At 43.4% G+C, this 21,761-nt stretch carries 21 protein-coding genes; 3 read left to right on the top strand and 18 right to left on the bottom strand.

The genetic code is table 11. The features are described 5' to 3' along the window. Positions 1-2,345: type I-F CRISPR-associated helicase Cas3f (gene cas3f / locus GPLA_RS00350; protein ID WP_040513576.1), on the bottom strand; the 2,345-nt coding region annotated here is incomplete at its 3' end. A 111-nt stretch (positions 2,346-2,456) separates the two neighbouring features. On the opposite strand from cas3f, the gene GPLA_RS00355 reads away from it, so the two are divergent. Both GPLA_RS00355 and GPLA_RS00360 read left to right on the top strand, forming a co-directional pair. Continuing rightward, positions 2,457-2,657, top strand: coding sequence for a type II toxin-antitoxin system VapB family antitoxin (locus GPLA_RS00355; protein ID WP_007102801.1), 201 nt, complete (start codon positions 2,457-2,459; stop codon positions 2,655-2,657). Then, positions 2,657-3,025, top strand: coding sequence for a type II toxin-antitoxin system VapC family toxin (locus tag GPLA_RS00360; protein WP_007102802.1), 369 nt, complete (start codon positions 2,657-2,659; stop codon positions 3,023-3,025). The genes GPLA_RS00355 and GPLA_RS00360 overlap by 1 nt, the downstream gene beginning before the upstream one ends. A gap of 13 nt (positions 3,026-3,038) precedes the next feature. Here the strand turns inward: GPLA_RS00360 and cas1f are convergent, their stop codons facing one another. Together cas1f and GPLA_RS00370 are read right to left on the bottom strand one after the other, a co-directional pair. After that, a complete protein-coding gene (gene cas1f, locus GPLA_RS00365) occupies positions 3,039-4,007 on the bottom strand; it encodes a type I-F CRISPR-associated endonuclease Cas1f (RefSeq protein WP_007102803.1) in 969 nt (322 codons plus the stop codon). Positions 4,008-4,131: 124 nt separating this feature from the next. Beyond that, positions 4,132-4,974: a WYL domain-containing protein gene (locus tag GPLA_RS00370; protein ID WP_007102804.1), complete on the bottom strand. Its 843-nt coding sequence runs from the start codon at positions 4,972-4,974 to the stop codon at positions 4,132-4,134. Positions 4,975-5,857: 883 nt separating this feature from the next. On the opposite strand from GPLA_RS00370, the gene GPLA_RS00375 reads away from it, so the two are divergent. After that, positions 5,858-6,478 carry a trimeric intracellular cation channel family protein gene (locus tag GPLA_RS00375; protein WP_040513583.1) on the top strand — a complete coding sequence of 207 codons (621 nt, stop codon included), beginning with the start codon at positions 5,858-5,860 and terminating at the stop codon, positions 6,476-6,478. Positions 6,479-6,824: 346 nt separating this feature from the next. On the opposite strand, the gene GPLA_RS00380 is transcribed toward GPLA_RS00375, so the two are convergent. From GPLA_RS00380 to GPLA_RS00450, 15 genes are all read right to left on the bottom strand, one after another. Beyond that, positions 6,825-7,511, bottom strand: a complete 687-nt coding sequence (locus GPLA_RS00380) for a haloacid dehalogenase type II (protein ID WP_007102808.1) — start codon at positions 7,509-7,511, stop codon at positions 6,825-6,827. Positions 7,512-7,792: 281 nt separating this feature from the next. After that, entirely contained in the window at positions 7,793-8,440 is a 648-nt protein-coding gene (locus GPLA_RS00385) for a DsbA family oxidoreductase (RefSeq protein ID WP_007102809.1), read from the bottom strand. Between the two features lie 338 nt (positions 8,441-8,778). Further along, positions 8,779-9,363: a TetR/AcrR family transcriptional regulator gene (locus tag GPLA_RS00390; RefSeq protein WP_007102810.1), complete on the bottom strand. Its 585-nt coding sequence runs from the start codon at positions 9,361-9,363 to the stop codon at positions 8,779-8,781. 96 nt (positions 9,364-9,459) lie between these two features. Continuing rightward, positions 9,460-10,317, bottom strand: coding sequence for a glutathione-dependent disulfide-bond oxidoreductase (yghU, locus tag GPLA_RS00395; RefSeq protein WP_007102811.1), 858 nt, complete (start codon positions 10,315-10,317; stop codon positions 9,460-9,462). A gap of 28 nt (positions 10,318-10,345) precedes the next feature. Then, on the bottom strand, positions 10,346-11,026 hold the full coding sequence (locus tag GPLA_RS00400) for a glutathione S-transferase family protein (RefSeq protein WP_007102812.1): 681 nt from the start codon (positions 11,024-11,026) through the stop codon (positions 10,346-10,348). Between the two features lie 111 nt (positions 11,027-11,137). Next, complete coding sequence (locus GPLA_RS00405; protein WP_007102813.1) at positions 11,138-11,689, bottom strand: carboxymuconolactone decarboxylase family protein; 552 nt, start codon at positions 11,687-11,689, stop codon at positions 11,138-11,140. 572 nt (positions 11,690-12,261) lie between these two features. After that, a complete protein-coding gene (locus tag GPLA_RS00410; RefSeq protein ID WP_007102814.1) occupies positions 12,262-12,879 on the bottom strand; it encodes a hypothetical protein in 618 nt (205 codons plus the stop codon). A gap of 525 nt (positions 12,880-13,404) precedes the next feature. Continuing rightward, entirely contained in the window at positions 13,405-14,088 is a 684-nt protein-coding gene (locus GPLA_RS00415; RefSeq protein WP_007102815.1) for a Fe2+-dependent dioxygenase, read from the bottom strand. Between the two features lie 142 nt (positions 14,089-14,230). Then, complete coding sequence (locus GPLA_RS00420) at positions 14,231-15,340, bottom strand: alpha-hydroxy acid oxidase (RefSeq protein ID WP_007102816.1); 1,110 nt, start codon at positions 15,338-15,340, stop codon at positions 14,231-14,233. A gap of 91 nt (positions 15,341-15,431) precedes the next feature. Next, on the bottom strand, positions 15,432-17,771 hold the full coding sequence (locus tag GPLA_RS00425; RefSeq protein ID WP_007102817.1) for a TonB-dependent receptor: 2,340 nt from the start codon (positions 17,769-17,771) through the stop codon (positions 15,432-15,434). A 6-nt stretch (positions 17,772-17,777) separates the two neighbouring features. After that, positions 17,778-18,815 (bottom strand): energy transducer TonB, encoded by a 1,038-nt coding sequence (locus tag GPLA_RS00430; protein ID WP_007102818.1) that lies wholly within the window; start codon positions 18,813-18,815, stop codon positions 17,778-17,780. After that, entirely contained in the window at positions 18,815-19,234 is a 420-nt protein-coding gene (locus tag GPLA_RS00435) for an ExbD/TolR family protein (protein ID WP_007102819.1), read from the bottom strand. The genes GPLA_RS00430 and GPLA_RS00435 overlap by 1 nt, the downstream gene beginning before the upstream one ends. Next, on the bottom strand, positions 19,231-19,554 hold the full coding sequence (locus GPLA_RS00440; RefSeq protein ID WP_007102820.1) for an ExbD/TolR family protein: 324 nt from the start codon (positions 19,552-19,554) through the stop codon (positions 19,231-19,233). The genes GPLA_RS00435 and GPLA_RS00440 overlap by 4 nt, the downstream gene beginning before the upstream one ends. A 94-nt stretch (positions 19,555-19,648) precedes the next feature. After that, the gene (locus tag GPLA_RS00445) at positions 19,649-20,335 is read right to left on the bottom strand and encodes a MotA/TolQ/ExbB proton channel family protein (protein ID WP_007102821.1); all 687 of its coding nucleotides are present in this window, start codon (positions 20,333-20,335) and stop codon (positions 19,649-19,651) included. A gap of 383 nt (positions 20,336-20,718) precedes the next feature. Continuing rightward, positions 20,719-21,750 (bottom strand): hypothetical protein, encoded by a 1,032-nt coding sequence (locus GPLA_RS00450; protein WP_007102822.1) that lies wholly within the window; start codon positions 21,748-21,750, stop codon positions 20,719-20,721. Positions 21,751-21,761 lie beyond the last annotated feature (11 nt).

Below are 21,761 nucleotides of genomic sequence, written 5' to 3' on the forward strand. Positions count from 1 at the left end.
GATACAGCAATTAACGGGTTGATATTCGCCATACGAATAAGCCCTATAGATACGGATTTATTATCGCGAGTTGTATGATGATGGTGATGTAATGTACAAAGTGATTGATGAGTGGTTCTGGCTATATTTTCTGTTTGGCTTTTTCCTTCATATTTTTGTATGGGGATAATTTCGCCGATACGCTTTGGCGGTTTTTCTTTTTGTTCGTTAATTAGCGCCTCAATTCTTCTGTTAACAAACTTTCGGTGTTGTTTTTTAAAACTATCTAAATCACCAACAAATCGGTCTTCATAATCTGAGGTTGTAAATTCATCAAACCAAGTACAACAAATACTTTGATTCCATTCACTAAGATTGGCTTTTGCATATTGGCTCCAACCGGCCTTGTAGGATTCATATAACGCATACGCCAATGCGGGTGGCATTGTGGCTGTTGATAAAAGAACTTTACTACCGAGCAATCCAGCCCAATGAACCAAGCGACATAACGCTGGAAGGTCACTCAGTCCAAAATCGTCAGGTTCATCTAACACTAAATCAGACGTTAATAAACGCAACATCGGAGGGATTTGTTTGCCTCCTTTTGTACCTTCTGTTGCTGGAATGAGGTGATCAATAGTGCTGACCAGCACCGGCGCGCAAAGTAATTTGTCTATACGTTTATTTTTATCATATTTAGTCCACTCACTAAGACTATGCGATGTGTCTCCTTTGAAATCTATATAGAGTTCTGGATCTAGCACTTCCTGATCTGATTCACTTCCGGATTGTTCGCTTTTGACTACACCTTGAATAGCATGCTGACTATTTTCAAAAAGCTGTTTAACCGATACACCACCAACAGCAATAGCTAGTTGCTCGCTACTAAGCTTCAGGCTATCACGAAATTCCCTGCCTGTTTGCAAGGTAAGTGATCGCAAACCAAGCGCAACACTAAAGCGAATTCTGCCTGTTTGCTCACCCAGCGCATACATAATCTTAGCATTAGCAATAGTTTTTCCTTTTCCCGTTGATGCCATGTTGATACCAAAAAAACCATTTGTTAGTGGTTCTTTATTAAGCTTACTAATTAACTTTATCGCTTTATCTTGCCACCCATACTTAACCTTATCTGCCTTTTTTACAGGGGTAGATAGAAAGTCGTTTTTTTCTAATGGATGAAGGCTAGCGTTTAGTCTCGGTAAAGCTCTTGTTATTAATTTGGCAAAGTGCGCGACACCTATCAAATGTTCATCTAACTGTTGTTTAAATCCGTGTCCAAACATTGCCTCACTGTTTCGGTAGGTATTTGCGTAAACCTTATAATTTGCTGATCTCCACTCTTCTGTTGTTTTCGGTTTCGCAGAATAATGATGATCAGCCAACATCATTGATAGTCGAGCTAGGTGGCTTGTGAATAATTGGTCGTTAATAAAATCCAAGTTGGTAGATTCAACAAAGAGTCTGGATAGCTCCTTTTTAGCATCTGATCCTGCGATAGATGCGTGAGAAATCCATTTAATACTGTGGTGCGGTAATGCTTTTTTCGAGAATGACCAGTTATCTTCTAAACGGTGCTTTTGATCTTTTTCATTACATCGATATGAGTTCCACATAGCTTCAAAGCTTGTTTCTAACCAGTCGTCAATACGATTAATATCTGCTGGATTCCCGTTAATATCGTCACGCCACATTGGAACTAGCGGTAATCGGTGATGAGAAACAATAATCCATGCGACAAGCTGCCCAAATGGTGGGAGACTAAGTATTGGGTGTTTTTCGCTCTCATTGCTATCTAATCCATCTCTAAAATAATCAGTTATGGTACTAAAATTGGCGTTTGCTAAAGCTTCCAACCACTGTTCATCTGAGTTGTCGCCCAAAAACGCTTGGAATAACCTTAACGACACCCATTCATGGCGATATGGTTCAAAGCTATCGGTAGTAATATCTGGATTTATCTTATTTTGAAATAATTTATTAGCTTTGCCAAAATCATGAAATAACCCAGCAATGGTAGCGGCATGAGTCATGATAGGTTGAGTTTTCCAGCTGAAATTATCTTTGTACTGATTAGTTATTGTGTTAGTACTATTCACCGGCACCACACCTAAACTATTAAACTTATTTTTATTCCCCACCACCCATAAAAACTGACTTCTTGCTCTTGAGCGTATCCAGTGGCAGCTCACCGCTGTGCTTTTACTGGCGGTTTGCCGTAGCATTTTTTTAACGGTAAGTAAGCCGTCTTCGGTGATGATGGTTTGCCATGTGTTGTCACCTATGCGGTCGGCAAAGGCATCGAGTACTCGCCGAGTTTTTTTGAGGGCATTTTTTTCGCATTGGCTGACAAAGGTGACCATCATGGCTGTTCACCTTCTTTTTGTGGCATAAGGCACTTATGATGTTTGTTTTTTGCGAAAAGCATCAATATAAGCATATACTGATGTCCATATTGATGCCTGAGGAATATAAATATGCGTACTACCTTAAATATCGATGATGACTTATTTGCCCAAGCCGTTGAATTGACAGGTGTAAAAGAGAAAACTGCTCTAGTGAGAGAAAGCTTAAAAGCTTTAATTGAGCGTGAAAGCGCACGACGTTTGGCTTTGTTGGGCGGTACTGATCCGTCAGCACCGTGGAGCCCTCGTCGCCAGAGCGAAATAGCTGAATAATGGTTTTGGTCGATAGCTCTGTGTGGATTGATCATCTTCGCAAAAAAGATGATGTGCTGAGTCAATTGTTGATAAATGGCCAAGTCTGCATACACCCTATGATTATTGGTGAACTGGCTTGTGGCAATTTGCGAAATCGTTTGTCCATCATCAAATTGTGGCAGAGTTTGCCACATGCTAACCATGCTACACATCAAGAGGCCTTGCACTGTTTAGAAAAACACAGCCTGTTTGGTAAAGGCATTGGTTTTATTGATCTACATTTACTGGCGTCAACATTACTCAGCACTAACACCTTTTTGTGGACAAATGATCGCAGGTTAAAAAACCTTGCAGGCGATTTAAAACTCAGCTTTTCTTTGCATTGAATTAAGTACAATTTCACTCTTCCTGCCCCTGTAACGCCACTTTTTTAACCTGCTCAAACATAAAGTCTAATGCTTTATGGTCGGTAAATTTTTGTAATACTTGCTGACGGAACTCTTGTTCGGTGGAGTTTTCTTTGGCGCAAATAAAGGCCCAGGGCAAGACGATGGCATCTTTGATTAAATCGGCGATATCAAATACCAATGCGCCTCTGCGGGTTTTGCCGTGCATCACGGCAAAACCGTGAGGGATGCCTAATACCCACAAGGTACACGCCGCTAAACCATAAGCCAGATAGTTACCGTGGTTTAGAAAGTCATTAGCTTTGTCGGCGCTCTGATGCTGACGAGTAAAATCGCTTGTACCAGTATTATTGGCAGAAAATTTATATAACACTTTCGTGAGTTGGGCTTCGGTAAGCAGTAAATCGGAGGATTTTGTGGCTTGCTCGGTTCGCGTGTTAAAACGCTCTAATGCGCCTTTGATCAGGTCGTTATCAGTGGTAAATCCCTCGACACTTAGGTCTCGATCCTTGCCCCACACGCGCGTCAGGTATGCAATTCTTGCGGCTTGAAATTGTTTGGCTGCCTGTAAGCGCTTTTCGTCATCAAACCAAAACGACATCCATCCTTGTATGTATTCTGTTGGTCGGTATTCACTTTGTGGAGTTAACCATTCAATCTCGTTACCCATGTACAAGGGGGTACCGCCACCACCGGCAAAACCGAGTAATACCCCTGCTTGGGCTAGCATACGCACTGCGGCTTGGGTGATTGACGTACCGTTTCCTAATAGCACTACGGTCGTATTTGCAATGGGAATATTAAAATACTGGTTTTCAGGGTTTTTCTGTGAATTATTCGCTTCTGTTAGGTACAGCACCCGGCCATCTTTTTGCATCACTCGGCAGTATTCTAAGTAATACAAATTTGCTCGCTTTGAATGCAAGATAGTTTTTAAGTCACTGGGGGATAAGTCTTTCATTTTCAGCCACAAGCCTTGGTTGATGATAATAAAACTGCGCTCAGATTACCGATTATTCAATAGCCTCAAACCCCTGAAATAAAACCAGTAAACTTTGTTGGCGGATTTCCATCATGTGAGCTGGTTAAGCATTGAATAACCATTGTTTAATGTCGTTTTTGTTGGCGAGTACCAATTGCTGTGCTTCTGGCTCTGCATCGAGAAACTTGAAATTCACCTGCATTTCTTGCAATAAATATTGTGCTAAAGCAGCGCGGGTTTTAACAATCAACATGCCATTTTGCATCTTATAGTCTTGGGCGATAACGGCTTTTTGCTTGGCATTGAATCGGCTATCTGGAATGAGTTTTAATTCAACATAAGTATGCCATGCTTCATCTTTATCGGAATTTCTGGTTCCACCGTCCAGTATTTCTGGCGTGCCGCGAAAGCGACTGAGCACAAAGTCGCGAAACTGTTGATGTTTTTCATCGAATGCACGTAAATGCCAACGCAGGCCTGTACGCACAAATACATGAGGCTGAATAATACGCCCTTCGCCATTGGGATTGCTCAACGAGACATAGTCTACTTCAAGCCTACGTTTGCTTTTAATGGCTGCAGTGAGGCCTCGCATTACATATGGCGTGACGTGTCTTTGCGGTAAGTTGAGCGAGGTGTTTGTTAGTTCATTAGGGAGGTGATTAACACCAATCGATTCACCTGAATGGTCGAGCCATTGTAAATATTCAATCGCGTCACCCGTGATATAGCTCAATGTAAAATCAGGCTGAGGAATATAGCCTTTCAGACTGGAGTCATAATGTAAGTTTTTTGGAAACGCGTGTTGATAGCTGGCAAAATATTTTTTAGCTTGCGTACTGCTAACACCGAAATGTTCACTCAATTGGGTGCTATTGACATGCCCTTGCCAGTAACTGAGTAGTTCAATTAGTCGATAACGTTTCTCTATGTGATGGTCTTTCAATTTAGACCATCCTGTTCACGTAATAAAGCGGCAAAACTGCACGTTGCTGCATCAATAAAATTCCTTGTTACCCGCGTGACATCATATTCTGCATCGAATCAGTAACGCAGCAGATTCATCGCCCAAAATATTTCGCTTTTCAGCACCTTACTGAACTTTTCGCGAACTGGCAACAAGAAAGTATCCAATTAGATACACACGAAAAATCGATTTTTGCAGTGCTTCACTTTGCAAAACAGCAATTAAGCAGCGTTTTGTATGGCTGTGGGAATGGATCCACATTTAGATATATTTTGCTTACGGAATATACGGAGGTTAAATTCGATGACACAAATAACCTTGCTTGCAAACATGATTTTTATAAATGAATTACTGCCATCACCGACATTCGGCTGCCTAGTTAGCCTTTAACGACACACCCAGATGCACAGATTAACTAATGACTTAGATCGGCAATCAGCACATTTTAGAATACCGCCCTATAAGCTTACTTATATCGAGCTGTCATTTGAAAAATGCTATTAGCAGAATCATTACCTCCCTTTTGAAAAACCTACAGGGCAAATACAATTTTTACCCTTTCGCCTGCTTGATTAACCAAGCAAAGTCACAGAACTTCTCGTCAATGATGTTTATCCGCCTATGACTGGCAAGGTTTAAATCGTGGGCATGCAGATGACGCCGCGTTTCATGTTCTTTGGCACAATACTTGATTATCATCCGTTGATAAAAGCAGACATCTTGCATTTAACGTAGCAACAGATTGCATTAAGCTCCTAGGAAACCGATATGCCTATATTGCTAGCGAATGGCCCAAGGCGTTTTTCCCGTTGCTTTATATTTAATCAATTACTTAATAAGCATTAGAATACGAGAGCCCAGAATGTCATCTGACTATTTTCATTTTTTAAACCTAATTGGGGTCGCATTTTTTGCTATCGCAGGTACCTTGCTTGGCTACGAAAAAAAGGTTGGCGGTTTTGGCATAGTGGTTGTTGCGTCGGTGACTGCCCTCGGTGGCGGTTCACTGCGAGACTTACTTTTGAACCAGCCCGTTTTCTGGGTTGCTGATCCCACTTATTTATATTCAACTTATGCTGCCACCATTACTGCGATTGTCTTTATTCGCTACTTGCCACACGTGTCTAATTATTATTTTTTACTTATTGACGCCATTGGTATGGCCATATTTAACATAGTCGGCATTGAAAAATCTCTTATAGAAGGCACGGGCATGCTTATCGCGCTAACGATGGGCACCACCACCGGCATTTTTGGCGGTCTAATAAGAGACGTAATTTGCCGAGAGGTACCGTCAGTGATGCGCAGCGAAATGTATGCGTCGGCGTGTGTATCGGGCGGCTTAGCTTATGCGGTGCTGTTCCAATTCGGTGCCCCGTACCTTTGGTGTATTTTAGGATCGCTTTTTACCACGGTATTTATACGAATGGGCGCATTGCACTGGAATTGGCAGCTTGAATTTTTCAAAAAACGGCAAGGTTAATAACCTATTATTAGGTTAATGGCCTTGCCTGCTTAAAGCACGAAGGTCATCACCGAAGGTAAAGTAACAATGTGAACCATTCGGTCACAGGTTTTACGGATCCCATCATGGTGAAACCTAATCCGCCCTCTTAGAATACGTTCGCTTTGGCGACGGTAAAGTTTCTATCAACACAAACGGCAGCAACATTTTAAGTGAATGGCACGGCCTAACCGTCAAAAATCATGTCCACTTCCCTGCACGTGCTAAGCCCCATATGCCAAGGGCCCTGTAATTGACCAATCGCAGCATGTCGCTATTAACTGCTTTAACTGCTTTAACTGCTTTTAAACAACATGAAGATGCATTAAAGATCAGCCAATTTATCAGCTAGTTGCTTAAGATTTTGCGCTATAAAATCTGGCTGGGGCACATTTTCAGCCGACAAAATATTGTTATTTGGGCGCGTAATAAAAGCGCCTGCACATCCGGCTGCTTGTGCGCCGATCGTGTCCCATAAATGACATGCCACCAGACATATTTGCTCTAGTTCCACGTTCAGCTCTTTTGCTGCATAAGCGTAGGTTGATGGGTGCGGCTTAAACGCACGTACGCTGTCTACACTGAAATGTTGTTCAAAAAAATGACTGATCCCTGCTTTTTCCAATAGCGTTGGCGAAGGAGACGGCGGGGAGTTTGTCAGGGTCGCCAGGCGAAAGCCAGCCGCCTGCAGGCGCTTTAATCCTGGCACAACATCAGGATGCGGCGGTAGGCTTGTAAGTAACGTCTTGAATTGGTTAACATCCTCTTCGGTTATCGACAAACGATGATTTTCCGCCACCATCTTCAACGTGCCCACAGCTAGATTAGCGAATGGTTCATAAAGGCCCGCAATGGTCATGGTTTGAGAATACAGCACCAATTCAGCAAACCAATTACGCAGCACTAAAGGATGATTAAATACCCGCTGAAAAAACGGTTCGAGAGTCGTGATATCAAGCAAGGTCTCATTTACGTCAAAAAGAAGTACTTCTATACTGCGCGCTTTATTCATTTTTATACGGTCCTCTTTTAGATTTGAGAGCAAGCCATACTTGCCCATAAGCTTATGTTAGTTATTGAAGCATCAAATTGATCAAAATTGTTGCTTTCTTAGGCTAATTACACACGATTCGTAATGACGGCTAACATTGTAAAACACCAAGCTTATACACAGAGATGTCTAGTGATGTGGCCAGTAAAGGGTTTGCTTACTGGCCACATGTTTAGTCTGAGCAACTGATCACCGGACGATTAGCAAGTCGTATTGCGTAAGACGTTTTCGGTCAACGCGGATTAGCTAGCGCCCGCGAGTTCCTTAAGCACATCATGGTAGCTACTTTGTGGGTGTGCACCAGTCATCGCGCTACTGCGATTGAAGATAACGCTTGGTACGCCGGAAATTCCTCGCTGTTGCCATTGTATCTCTTGTTTCACTACCTTGCTGAGTCTATCAGCGTCATCTAAGGCCAACTCGGCTGCATAAATATCAAGACCAACACTCTGGGCCTCTGTGAGTAATACCTCACGATCAGATATATCTTTGTGTTCACTGAAAAAAGCCGCAAACAAACGTTGTTTCAACGTGTGTTGCAGGCCAACTTCATGGGCATAATCTAATAACACATGTGCTTGACGCGTATTAACCATCTTCATGTCTTCAAAATAGTTAAAGGTAAAGCCATACTCAGCGCCGAGTGACGTGATATTCGCCCGAGCTTTATCACTGTCATCACGCTTAGCACCATACTTACGTAACACGTGGGCACGTAAGTTTTCACCTTGTATGGGCATATCTGGATTGAGTTCAAAGGGTTGCCACTCAATCTCTACCCTATCTTGCAAGCCGAGTTCATTAATTGCGGCTTCTAAATGTGTGTAACCAACGATGCACCAAGGGCACACGATGTCAGACACAATATCCAATTTAATTTTTTTGTTCATTTCTGCACACTGACAATATTTAATCCACTCACTATAATCGAAAATGAACGGTCGTTCAATTGATTGCTGAACAATCGTTCAACTTATAGTGACGGTTTATTTCTGATGGTGGCTAACCATGCCCTAGGGCGTGATTTAATTGCAAAATTCCCTCACCGATGATTCGGGCAAATCAATTTGCATAGGGCTAAGCTTTTACAATATAGGAAGACTGAATGGGTATGCTGACAAAACGGAGACGAGTAAGCTTAACCAAGGCGGAAAAATCCGTTCTACGCGCTCATTGCTGTATCAGGCAAGTCTGGGGCACCTAAGCTAATCAGCAGAGTAAAACAAGATTAAGGCAAGGCTTCAAATAGGTCATCAATGAGCTTTTCCACGGCAACAATATTATCTGTTGCCTGAGCATACGTTCTTAAGCCTATTAATTGCACTTGCAGATAACAGGCTAATTCAACGGGATCTTTTGCTGCACTTATCTCGCCATTATCTTTCGCCCGTTGAAAAATTTGCGCAAGAGAGCCCTCTACCTTTGCTAAAATGGCTTTTGCGTTCGCAAGCAAGACAGGACTGTCGTTTTGCGTTAATTCAGCGACGCTTTTAACGATCATGCACATGCCACTTGGCACAGATCCTTTGTCACATAGGGTCACACTGCGAATAAATCGTTTAAGGCCACCAAGCACTGTGTTTTCTTGCGCCATGCAGTTAGCAAGCTGCTCAGCATTTTCCAACGCGTAATGATTTAACGCTTCGCTGAACAAATTATCTTTACTGCCAAAAGCCGCGTAGATGCTACCAGGGCGCATATCAACCACATCCTGTAGGTTTCTCATTGACGTCGCATGGTAACCTTTCTCCCAATATAGGTTTTTGGCTTTGCTGATCACGTCATCACGATTAAACTTTGCTTTTGCACTCATTACTATGGCCTTAAAACGTTTACGGTAAAAATCAAAAACCTAATGACAAAGATGCCACTAGGTTTAGATTGATCGTTTGCTGCTATGTAAAATAACTTACGCTGGCTTTAACGCCAATACTTTATCGATATCTTTAGCACTGTGACGACTTTCAAGTTGTTCCCATTCATCACCCCAATCACGGTTGATGATACGCCCACGTTGCACTGATGGGCGAGCTAACATCGCCTTTGCCCAACGCTGAATATGGCTGTAGCTTTCGACCTGCAAAAACGCTTTTGCGTCGTAGAGCTTACCCAGAACTAAGTTGCCATACCACGGCCAAATTGCGATGTCCGCAATACTGAGTTCATCACCTGCGATGAATTCATTTTTGGCTAATTGTTTATCTAATACATCTAACTGGCGTTTGGTTTCCATGGCAAAACGATTAATTGCATATTCAAATTTCTGTGGCGCATACGCATAAAAATGACCAAAACCACCTCCTAAAAAGGGTGCTGAGCCATGTAACCAGAACAACCAGTTCAAAACTTGTGTACGCTTAACGCCTTTTTCAGGTAGTAACACCGAAAATTTTTCCGCAAGATAAACCAAAATGGAAGCGGATTCAAAAATAGCGTCAGCATCGTCGTTTGAGCGGTCGACTAATGCAGGAATTTTAGAATTTGGATTAACGTTCACGAACCCAGATGAAAACTGATCACCCTCGCCAATTTTTATCATGTGCGCGTCATATTCAGCGTCCTTACCCAAGGCTAATAACTCTTCTAACATGATAGTAATTTTTTGACCATTCGGTGTGCCCATTGAATATAATTGCAAGGCATGCTGACCTACAGGTAACGCCTTTTCGTGGGTCGCGCCTGAAACAGGGCGATTAATACTCGCCCATTTACCGCCACTTTGCGCATCATGAGTCCATATTTCGGGCGGTGTATATAGGTTTTCCATCTCGTTATTCCTAGGTTACTTTATGTGCTCAGGCTTGCGTATCAAAGTTTTGTGGATACAGCGCCCGGGCTGATTCTTCATCGAAATCAGCTTTAAATTGGATATCTTTAGCAATATTTCTTGCTCTTTCCACTGCTGGTCTGGTCTCTATTTTTGCAAACCAACGCAATAAGTTAGGATAATTTTCCAGCTCTTTTTCACCTAACACAGCGGTTGCTTTATCTACCCAGCCCCATGCTGAAATATCGGCAATTGAGTATTCGTCACCCACCACAAATTCACGACCTTTCATATGTGCCTCTAACACTTCATAGTGGCGCTGGGCTTCACGTAAATAACGATTGATGGCGTAAGGCACCTGCTCTGGAGCTCTATGTCTAAAGTGAACAGACTGACCAGAGAACGGCCCTAAGCCTGTCGCTAAAAACAATATCCAAGATAACATTTCACTGCGATATTGCTCTTTACCTGTGAACTTCCCCGTTTTTTCAGACAGATACATTAGGATGGCCGTCGAATCAAATACCCGTTTGCCATCGTCATCGATTGCAGGAGTTTTCCCATTAGGGTTAATTGCACGGTACTCAGGTGTATGTTGCTCACCTTTCATGGTATCGACTGGGATTAATTTATACGCTAGCCCTGCCTCTTCTAAAAAAAGAGCCACTTTCATGGGGTTTGGCGTAGGGTGAAAATAGAACTTAAGCATATTGTTAACCTATCTCGCTGTGCCTGTGTAAGTATTAAAATCAACGCTGAATTGCTTCTGCATTAATAGCAGAGGCAATTGCATTGAAATCAATTATTCATGCTTACATGCTTATTTTTTAGTCCACGCGAATTTTTCAAACATGGGATCAACAGGCGTTTCAGCAATATGGTTGACGTAATTACTGATCACTTTTTGCGATAAACCAAGGATCACTTCAAGTACCTGCTGTTGTGCATAACCTGCAGCAAAGAATGCTTGTAACGCGTCTTCAGAAACATTACCGCGGTTACGAACAACACTTAACGTAAAGTCCTGCAAAGCTTGCAGTTTGTCAGTTGGCATCGCTTCACCGTTACGTAACGCTTCGGTTAATGCAGGATCAACTTTCATTGAATGTGCAATACCAGTATGTGCAGGCACACAATAATGGCATTCATGCTCAACGTTTATCGTTTGCCATACCACGGTCAGCTCTTCAGCGTTAAAGGACGTATTGGTGAACAATTCATGTAATTGCATATACGCTTTGAGCGTACTTGGCGATTCAGCCAGAACACCGTAAAGGCCAGGCACTACACCCATCTGCTTTTTTGCACCTTCTAATATTGCTTTGCTTTCTGCTGGTGCTGACTCAAGGGTATGAATTTTTAAGTTTGACATTATGACTCTCACTAGTTGGGGAATAGACGGTTTTGTTGAATAGGAACCTTTGTTCCTCTGATTTAAGTGTACTATAAACCCACATGAACGAACGTTCAAGTTTATTTTGAGCGATCGTTCAGACTTGATATTAAGACACTGAATGCAAAGTGATTTTATTTACGCTAAGCCTCACGGTACGCAGCTTTCGCGCATATCCAGCCAGGCGTTACACATTAATAAACAAAAATACCGTCGGGTATAAGTGAGCTTTAGGGAGTTATGCGGTTTTGGGTGGTTTTAGGAGAGCATTTAAATCCGCTGACTCACAGACCAATAAATCGTTTCAGATATTAACAATCGGCATAACCAAATGGCGTGGGCAAAATAAAGCAAGGGTATTTCTCATACACAGAGGGTGATTAAACAGAGATCCCCCCCTAGGAGGTTTGCTTTAGGGGGATACCTTTTTGTTCAAGCATGGTGGATTTTTAGCCTGTTACAAAATTACCCCTGATGCTTTGAAAAGCCAGTACCACTTCAGAGCGGCTCATTACCCTGAAGTGTATGGCACACGTTAACCGGGTTAACCGTTATTGATAGCTTCTTTTTACCCAGCCAACCAAATACCAACTGTCCGCTGAATTTTTTGATCGTCTGATGGTGCGGATTTTTTCTAGATTCTTCAGACTCTCTTCTAATTCATTTTCGGTCAACGTAGTACGGTCGTAACGAATTAGGTGGGTGTTAATTTTGCTAAGTAAATCTTTACCGCTTATGGTGTTGCTACGGCGGTTTCTCACGAACCACATGCTCCAGATTACCATAGCGTCATTTTCACTGATCGTGACGTCTTGCAGGTCGCTGACTAAACGCAAAACCTCAATAAAGGCATATAAACCTAACCAAGGCTCAACTTTAAGATTGAAGCCTGGCGGTTGAGTTTTCACAATTTGATCAACCACGGTATTGATATTCAATTTGATACTGCCCGCTTTCGCTACTTTTGCCTCGCCGTCTTCTGATGTTGCGCTGGCCTCTGCGTCTGACACCGGGGTTTTCGGCGGTTTGATCACAATAGCTGGCGTAAGTGCGGTACCTATCAATTCATCAATCGAACTTGGCTCTACCCCTACACTGCTAAGGGATGCACGCATTGAAGCGTTGAGTTCCAATTCTTTGTTATTTGCCGTCTCATAGTCGAGTTCCATATCGATATCTCCTAATCATTCTTATTATTATTGCTCTACCAGCCTTGCTCAAATAAAGGCCAAGTCAGCAATTACCAACACTGACTAACCTAACTCTTTCGTCATCGGCTAACCCAAGGGCAAATTTATACGGTCAGCTAAATGTCTAAAACGTGGGAGCGAACAAGTGCGGGTTAATCAACCCATCGCAAAAACCAATTTGCCCCTTGTTTGCGGTAATTTCAGCACTAACTTACCACAAAAACGCCTATTAATGTTGCACATGGCTTGATTTTCACGTTACCGACTCAGTAATTTACAGAATTTTAGACAGGGAATAACGTATTTTTCATACATCTGGCGCGGTAGATGCCAAAATACGCAACGCAAGATTTTATCCACTCACTTAACGTAAAATTCATGCCTAGACACTGCCCTTAACCCGTCATTACTAGTAAGCCGTGCATGGCAGCCAAACCATTTTGGCAAGGCTGATACGGTTAGTTTTTATTTCTGAGGGGAGGCGCTACTGATAAAGGCGTTAACTTAGCAACTTGCCCAGCTACGCATTAGGTTGTGATACACGCCTGAAAGGCGTTTGACTTCGGGATCATTACTGCCCCTGTCGACCGTAAGCGCTTGTATCGATTGGTCTAAATCAAATAACGTGCTGCGCTGATCATTGGTGCGCACTAAACTTTCGATCCAGAAAAACGAGGCAGTTCTGACGCCCCTATTGACCGGATTAACCTGGTGTAAGCTATTAGCCGGATACAAAATCACGCTGCCTGCACTGAGTTTAATTTGCTGTAAGCCGAACTGGGTTTCAATGCTTAATTCCCCTCCCTCGTATGCACCAGGTTCCGTTAAAAACAAGGTGGCAGAAAGATCCGTACGCAACATTTGATGACTATTTGGCAGTGGCATGATTGACGCGTCAACATGTAAACCGTAATGCTCGCCGCCTTGGTAACGATTAAATTTTGGCGGGTAAATCTTACTTGGCAGCGCAGCGGACATAAAAAGTGGATGACTGGACAATTTGCGGATCACAATATTCCGCAATTCATTTGCCAATGCACTGCTGTCGTCTAGCTGTTGATTGTATTTAACTTTTGACGCTTGACTGCCTGCCGTGTGTTTACCGTCTTGCCACTGACCTTTATCTAACGCTTGGGTAAATTGAGTGACTTCTTTTTTGGATAGTAGATCTTCAATGACGGTTAACATGGGTCTCTCTTTTAACGGGCTGGCTGTATAATAATTGGTAAGTGTAACAATTCACGCCTAGATATTCATTTGGCATTAACAGCGAATAGTTACCCTTAACACATAAATATTCTCTTCTATTGGCATTGCGTATTCCGGCAAACTAATAAATACAATCAAGTGTAATATCGTTAATGGTTTCGCATCCAGTCAACGCCATCGCAAGTTCTAGCTCTTGTTGTAGCAAAGTCAGGCTATGCGCCACACCTAAGGCGCCAGCCACAGCTAAGCCGTTTAGTACTGGCCGACCAATCAATACGCCGTTGGCTCCTAAGGCAATGGCCTTAAAAATATCAGTGCCACGGCGAATACCGCTATCAAGTAAAATAGCGAAATCTTCTCCTACCGCGTTTCGGATTGGTGGCAGTAAATCAATGCTAGGGGCAAGGCCATCTAACGTGCGTCCACCGTGGTTTGATACTACGATACCGGCACAGCCACTCTGGGAGGCTAAAATTGCATCTTGTGGGTGACTGATGCCTTTGATCCATACTGGCAGCTTAGTGTGTTGACGTAACCACTGAATATCGTCCCAGTCGGGGGCGTCTGCCATTAAACCATTGAGCAGTACACTTTGCCCTGGGGACAAAGATTGGGTTTTCGACGTGGGGTAATTGACTAAATTGGCTGCAACCACACTTGATGGCAAGCTAAAACCTGCCCGTTGCTGGCGATTACGCAGGCCACTTACCGGCGCATCAACCGTCACCACAATGGCCGTGTAACCAGCATTTTCAGCTCGCCTTACTAAATCAAGGGTATGTTCAGGGTCCGGCTGCATATATAACTGAAACCACTTAGGCGTTTGCTGTTGGGCAGCAATATCTTCTAGCGGTACAGTCGATAACGTACTGGTTAACATACCCATATTCACCGCATTCACCGCTTCAACCGTGGCTAACTCGCCTTCGGGATGCAGTAAACTTTGATACGCCAAAGGCGCCACCAACATAGGCCAAGCAAAGGTATCACCACTTAAAGTGACCGCTGTCGTGCCTTGGGTGAACTTACGCAACACACGTTTGTTCATACCGATGGCGTCAAACGCACTTCGGTTGCGATTTAAGGTAATATCGTCCCCTGCTCCGCCGGCAATATATTCATAGATACCGTGGGGCATATATTCTTTTGCCAAACGTTCATAATCGCCAATGGCAATCACATCCGCGGGAATTTTCTTGAGTTTTGGTAACACGTAATGTTCTGCTTTCATGGCGAAAGATTAACCTAAAAAGAAAAAGGGAGCACGCTGAAAAACAACCTACTCCCTTGATTCATTTACCAAAATTGTAAATAAACGTGTTTTAGAACTCGTACGTTAGTGTCAACTTGGCGTTTCGCGCTGCACCAATATAGGTAAAGGCACCACTGCGATAGGCTGCTAGGTAGTAGTCTTTATCGGTAACGTTAGCCACATTTAACCGCAAGTTTAACTGCTCATTGAATGCATACGTTGCGAACACATCAAACGAGGTATAGCTTGGGACCTTGTAGGAGTAATCATTAATGTCGCTGTTGAAGCCGGCGCCTGAATCAGGTTGGCCTGCATATATTTCACTTGAGTAGGTCATAGTCCCGCCGAATGAAATTGCATCGTTTGCCTGATAACGCAACTGCCAGAAGGCGCTGTTATCCGCGAAGTTACTCAAGGTTCTACCAACACTATCGGTATCGAAAGATTCAAGTACTTCGGCATCCATGAAGCTTACACCGAATTGGGTGCTTAACTTTTCTGTGATGTTACCTACCACAGAGAACTCAGCACCTTTCACACGGTTTTTACCTGTATTAAGGGTACCTAGATTGGCGTAATCGTCGTCGCCTATACTTTCCATTACATCATCTTTAGTGATTTGGAAGATAGCCGCCGTGATAAGCAGTTTATCGTTGTATACGTTCCATTTGGTACCTAATTCAAAGTTTTCAGTGTCTTCTGGTTTACTGTCAGTCACTTGTTGAGGGTCGCCACAAATACCACCGTAACCACAGTTACCACCCAGATCTGACTCGCCGCCGTTGATATTACTTGACGTACTGTATGTTAAATAAACATTAGCGTCTTCGTTGATGTTATATACCACACCCACATGACCGTTCCATAAAGTATCTGAATAGTCATAGGCAGTGGCTACACCGCCGCTGGTCACGACATTATCGTAATCAAAGCTATCAGCACGTACACCGGCAAATACCGACCAGAAATCGTTAATGTCAATGGTATCCATTAATGACACAGACACGGTATCGATTGAGTAATCTGAGTCTTGGGCACCTTTGGTAATGCTGCGACCCATGACGCTATTGATATTATCAATATAGTTACCGCTGGCATCGACGATACAATAACCTGCTGAAGCACCACCGCGACCTGAAGTGACACAGTTGGTGTCACCGGTATTTTCTACGTTATAAACACCGTTATCTACGTCAAGGGTACTGTATTCAGCACTCACTACGAAATTATGCTTTAGACCGCCTAGATCACGGGTTAAAAAGACATTAAGTTGGTCTGCGAAGTACTCGACTTCTTGCCAACCTTGGTGCGTACTCAAACCAACAGTTGCCGCACCGGGTGCATCTAGGTCAGTTGCGTCACGGTTAGTGCCGCGGGCACCGGTTGTGACATAACCATTGTCTGTTGTGCCGTAACGCATCATGTTTTCAACACGAGTGTTACTGTCTATTTCGTATTGCGCACGCAAGGTAAACGTATTAATTTCTGACTCTAAGAAATCTTGTCCATCTTGGCTATACACAGGCAAGTCATGTACAGGTTTGCCACCATTTGGCTCAATATAGGTACCTAGATCCGGGGTATCTTCTGCTTTTAAGTAATAGTAATCTGCAGTCAATTTAAGTTTGTCAGTGGCTTGATAAACCGCTGACAAGGCTAAACCGTTACGCTCTTGATCGGCAGGGCTGCGGTCAGGGATTTCTTTGTATGAATGCAACACGTTTGCACGTACGGCAAGTTCGTCATTGATACGTTTGTTACTATCAAGGGCGATACGACGATAATCATCAGTACCTAAACCGGCTTCTAGCTTGTTAAAGTCATATTCGCTGCTCGCTTGCTTGGTAATACTGTTAACCGCGCCACCTGTTGAACCACGGCCAGCAAAAGTAGAACTGGGGCCTTTGGTTATTTCAACTTGCTCTGTGGCAAAGCTTTCACGAGTTGTCATACCTGGGTCACGTAAACCATCGACAAACACGTCACTGCGTGCTTCGTGGCCACGAATAATATAGCGATCGCCAAAAGCATTACCGTTTTCACCTGTGCCTAATGTAATACCAGGCTGGGCAGCAAGAATTTCTTTTAAGTCAGTTTTACCTGACTCTTTTATTTGGGTTTGTGTCAAGACACTAATAGTCTGGGGCGTATCGGCTAATTCTTTAACATGGCGTGAATCACCAGAAACCTGCGCTTTATAAGGTGCGCCCGCTTGGGCATAAGGGTTGGTATCTACCGTACGCTCTTCAATCTGCATGGTGTCCAATACAATTGGCTCGTCTTCTTGTGCCAGTGCCATAGGGCTTAGCAACATACCTGGAATGCTTAACGCTAATAAAGTCTTGTTGGTTTTAACGTTAGGCGAGCGCAAGCTCAATGGCGCCGAATGACAGGCTGTTTTTCTACTCATGGGTAACTATTCCTTAAATGCTGAGTTGGTGATTAGTGAATATTCAATGGGAATAACTAACGTGATGCGCTCACGTTTAATTGAATCTGGTACGAGAGGCAAAGGATTGGCTTTTTGCAACATATCTAAAGCCGCTTGATCAAGTGCAGCGGATCCTGAGCTCTTTTCGATGCTTGAGGCCAAAACATAACCGTCGCGATCTATGGTGAACTTGAGCTGCACTATTCCTTCAATTTTTTGCTTCTTAAGTGCTTTCGGGTACGTCTTGTATTCCCTCAGGTGTGCCTGCAAGTCAGCGAAAAAGTTTTTTGCATTGCCGGCACGTCCACCTGAACGACGAGAGCTGGCACTGCCTGTTCCACGAGTTGTGGCTATTTGGGCCACTGGAGCTGGGCTATTATCCGTTTTGTCAGCTTCGCTATCGCTAACAGGCGCATTATTTGTCTCAGTCTTGTCTGTCTCAGGAGTATGCTGCACATCAGGTGCACTACTTGACGCAACGACTGTCTTTGTTGGCTCTGGCACCTTTTGGATGGCATTGCTGGCAGATACCTGCTCGATTATCGGGGCGATATCGTCCATGACCGGTTCGTTAACGTTTTCAACAGGAGGTTCAACGGGTACAGGTGGCACGTTATCTTTGAAAGGTTTGCTTTCAACCTCAGGCTCGGTTTGTGCGGTTGGCTTGTTAACTGCTTTTTTAACCGCTTCAAGCTGAGTGACTGGCTCTACTGGGTCAGTCAATTGCTCTGACTCAACCAACTCTTGATCCTGATAAGCACCGACCATACCTAACCCGACTTCAATTCCGTCTTGCCCTTCACCAGCCGCACTGCCCTGCACTGCATCTGTCTTTACTGATAAAGCTGCAAACACCGCGCCGTGTAGAATAATCGCAACCGTCACGGCAACGGCCCACTGACGTTTACGTCCCGAGGCAAACAATACAGATTGCTCAGGAAGAAGCGCCACTGAAGCCCCGCCGTCCCCTAACATATTGGGATTAACCGATGACGCGTTGTTTTTTGGAGAAATGGCACTCATCAACTTGGCTCTGTCGTTAGAGTGAATAAGTTGATGGTGCTAAAACCAGCAGATCTAAGTGTATTTAACACTTTGTCTAAATCTTGGTAGGTCACTTGCTTGTCGGCACGCACGGCAACGTCAGCTGGGTGCTCAAGCAATAAATCCGTTAACGCGTTAGGCAATTCAGCAAAGCTGACCAATTCGTTGTTGAGATGAATTTCGTTGTCTTTAGACAACTGTAGGGTAATAGGCTGATCGATCGCCGATTTCGTTTGACTGCTCTGGGGCAGTGTTAAACCGGCGTCGTGAATTTGCTCGATTTTGCCCGCAATCATAAAAAATATCAGCAATAAAAATACAATGTTGATGAGCGGAATGAGGTTATCATCACTGTTTGCTTTACGGCGCAGGCGAGGCATTTGGTTAAACATGCTCATTGCACTGCTCCATCACCGGGGCTTAATTTACCCAAAGTGACCTGGCTAAACCCTAAGGCTTTCAAGCGAGAAAGCGCATCAACAATAACTTGCACTTGTGTTTCGGAGGCAGGCATAAGCACGGTAGGTGTGTCGATTGCCAATAGGGTGCTTAATGCATCGTCGGTTAACGCTACCCCCTCTAATTGCGTACCTCCACCTAATAATTGCCCATTAACACTTAATCGAACCACTTGAGGTTTTGTGCTAGAAATCGTACTGGCTGCCAATGCCGATTGCATTTCAACCGCACTGAATTTAGTGAACGAGGAGGTCAGCATAAAAACATCAGTAAAATGAACACCACATCGATTAACGCTGTCAGGCTAATGCTTTGCTTTCTGCGTTGTGGCAAGACCAAACTAGACATAGTGTTTACTCAGTGCCTTGCTTAGAAGTATTTTGTGCTTTACTCGCCGAGCTTGTTTTACCTAATGACGATTGACTTGAAGCGCTGGCATAAATTGTAAACACCCGCTGCAAATCATTTTGTATTGCTTGGGCTTCAACTTCTGCTTTGCGTTCAAAGTAACTATTGAGCATAGACACAGGTATCGCTACGGCTAAACCCACTGCAGTGGTCAGTAATGCCTGCCAAATTCCCCCTGACAAAACCGCAGGGTTAACCTGAGCACCAGCCGATTCCATAGCCTTAAATGCTTCGATCATGCCAATTACTGTACCAAAAAGCCCCATTAATGGGGCTAATGTGGCAATGACTTCTAGAATTCGTAAATAGCTATTAAGTTGCGCTATCGCCAATTGTGCTTGACGATAAACTTCGTCTTTAATGTCGTCTAATGCCAGTGATGATTTATCGATTAATTGTACTGTGCTACTGATCAACGCGGCCCGGTAGTTGCGCTGCCCCTTGACTAATAAAAGTGCTTGGGCATGTTTACCTTGTTGTAAAAAACCAAATGCTTGCTCAATGGCATCAGCTGGTTTTGGACGCGTACTATAAAACTGCCATCCTTTTAACACCCCTACACTTAATGCAATCACTGAAAGACTGATTAACAGCCATACCACAACCCCACCATTGACGAGTAAATCAATCACTGCAACATCCTAATAACAATCTAAATGAGAACGATTATCACTTTATCTATTTTTGCTTTTTAAGACAAGCCTTTATTGAACTAAAACTGTAAAACAATGTCGTTTTAGGCAATTTTTAAAATCTAACAATTATTGTTTAACATGGTAAATAGTGAAAAATTCGCCAGTATTTAGAGTTTAATGTGGCAGAAATTGATTTAAGCAGGATTTATAAAAGTAATGATATTCACTAGCAATAACATTGAATGAGAAAAAAAGGAAAGTTAATGACCCGAAAAAGGGTGCCGTAGACGACTATTTAAACTGAGGTATCGCATTTTATTTTGCTCAAAACACGGTTACCTGACACAGTAAAGTAAAATCGAACTGATGTTCGACCCCTGTCACATAACTTTATTAGCGAGTAATTCACGCAGTGCCACAGGCAAATATTCTCTTAATTTATCGGTAATAGCATGCTCGTTTTTCTGCCACATGATGCCCACGTAAACAATCACTATCCCTAACATGGTTAACGCAATAGGAAATAGCCAACTGCCGCTAAACACGTCATAGGCCAAGTACCCTATATACCCACAAACTCCAAGCGCACCAAATATGACCAGCACGCGACGCACCAAGATAATTCCTAATCCCATCATGAGTATATTGATGCAGCAGTAGATAAACTTAGATAGCTCACTGTCCGACTCTTGCATAGACAAGCCACACCAAAATGCAATAGTGCCAAATAAATACAACCAGAATGCATAATCAGCTAAACGTCTAGTACGTAAATCCACCCAAAATGCTAAGCCTAAGATGGATAATCCTATGTACATAGATACCAATGCACGCACCTCATATGCAGGACTTTCCCCTGTGAGCATCACGGCGAGATCCATCGACAGGTACCAAAGAGTGACCGCAATGGGCATGACCAAAAAGGGATATTTATAGATCTTAGCGAGTATTACCGCGACCGCTAACGTGCCTAGTTCCATGTATAGCCAATGCCACTGTATATAACGGTGGTAATCTTGATAGCTGTCGCTGCCAGGCCAAATATCCAACGTCTGTTGTATTCCAAATATAGCGAGCGGCGTCAATGTGACTACAAAAGTAGCACAGATGCCGGCAACCACGACTAAGCCTTGTTTTGCAAAGCGATTAGTGAGTAACACACCAGCAGCAGCATAAACCGCACAAAGACCCACAATGCCTGCGCCCCCAAATGATTCCCACCCTAGGTTCATAAATACGGTCATTGCTCCGATTGCGACTAAGCCACCGAAATAATAAAGTAAGTGGGTAAAATCAAACTTGGGTGTGCTATCCGGCAGCGCTGATAGGTATGCAACTAACTGCTCGGCTTGAGATGCGGTTAAAATTCTCTCTTCCACCGCGCCATTCAATTGACGTTGACTAATACGCATTTCATTTACTC

The organism is Paraglaciecola polaris LMG 21857 (assembly GCF_000315055.1).
GTDB classification, from domain to species: Bacteria; Pseudomonadota; Gammaproteobacteria; order Enterobacterales; family Alteromonadaceae; genus Paraglaciecola; species Paraglaciecola polaris.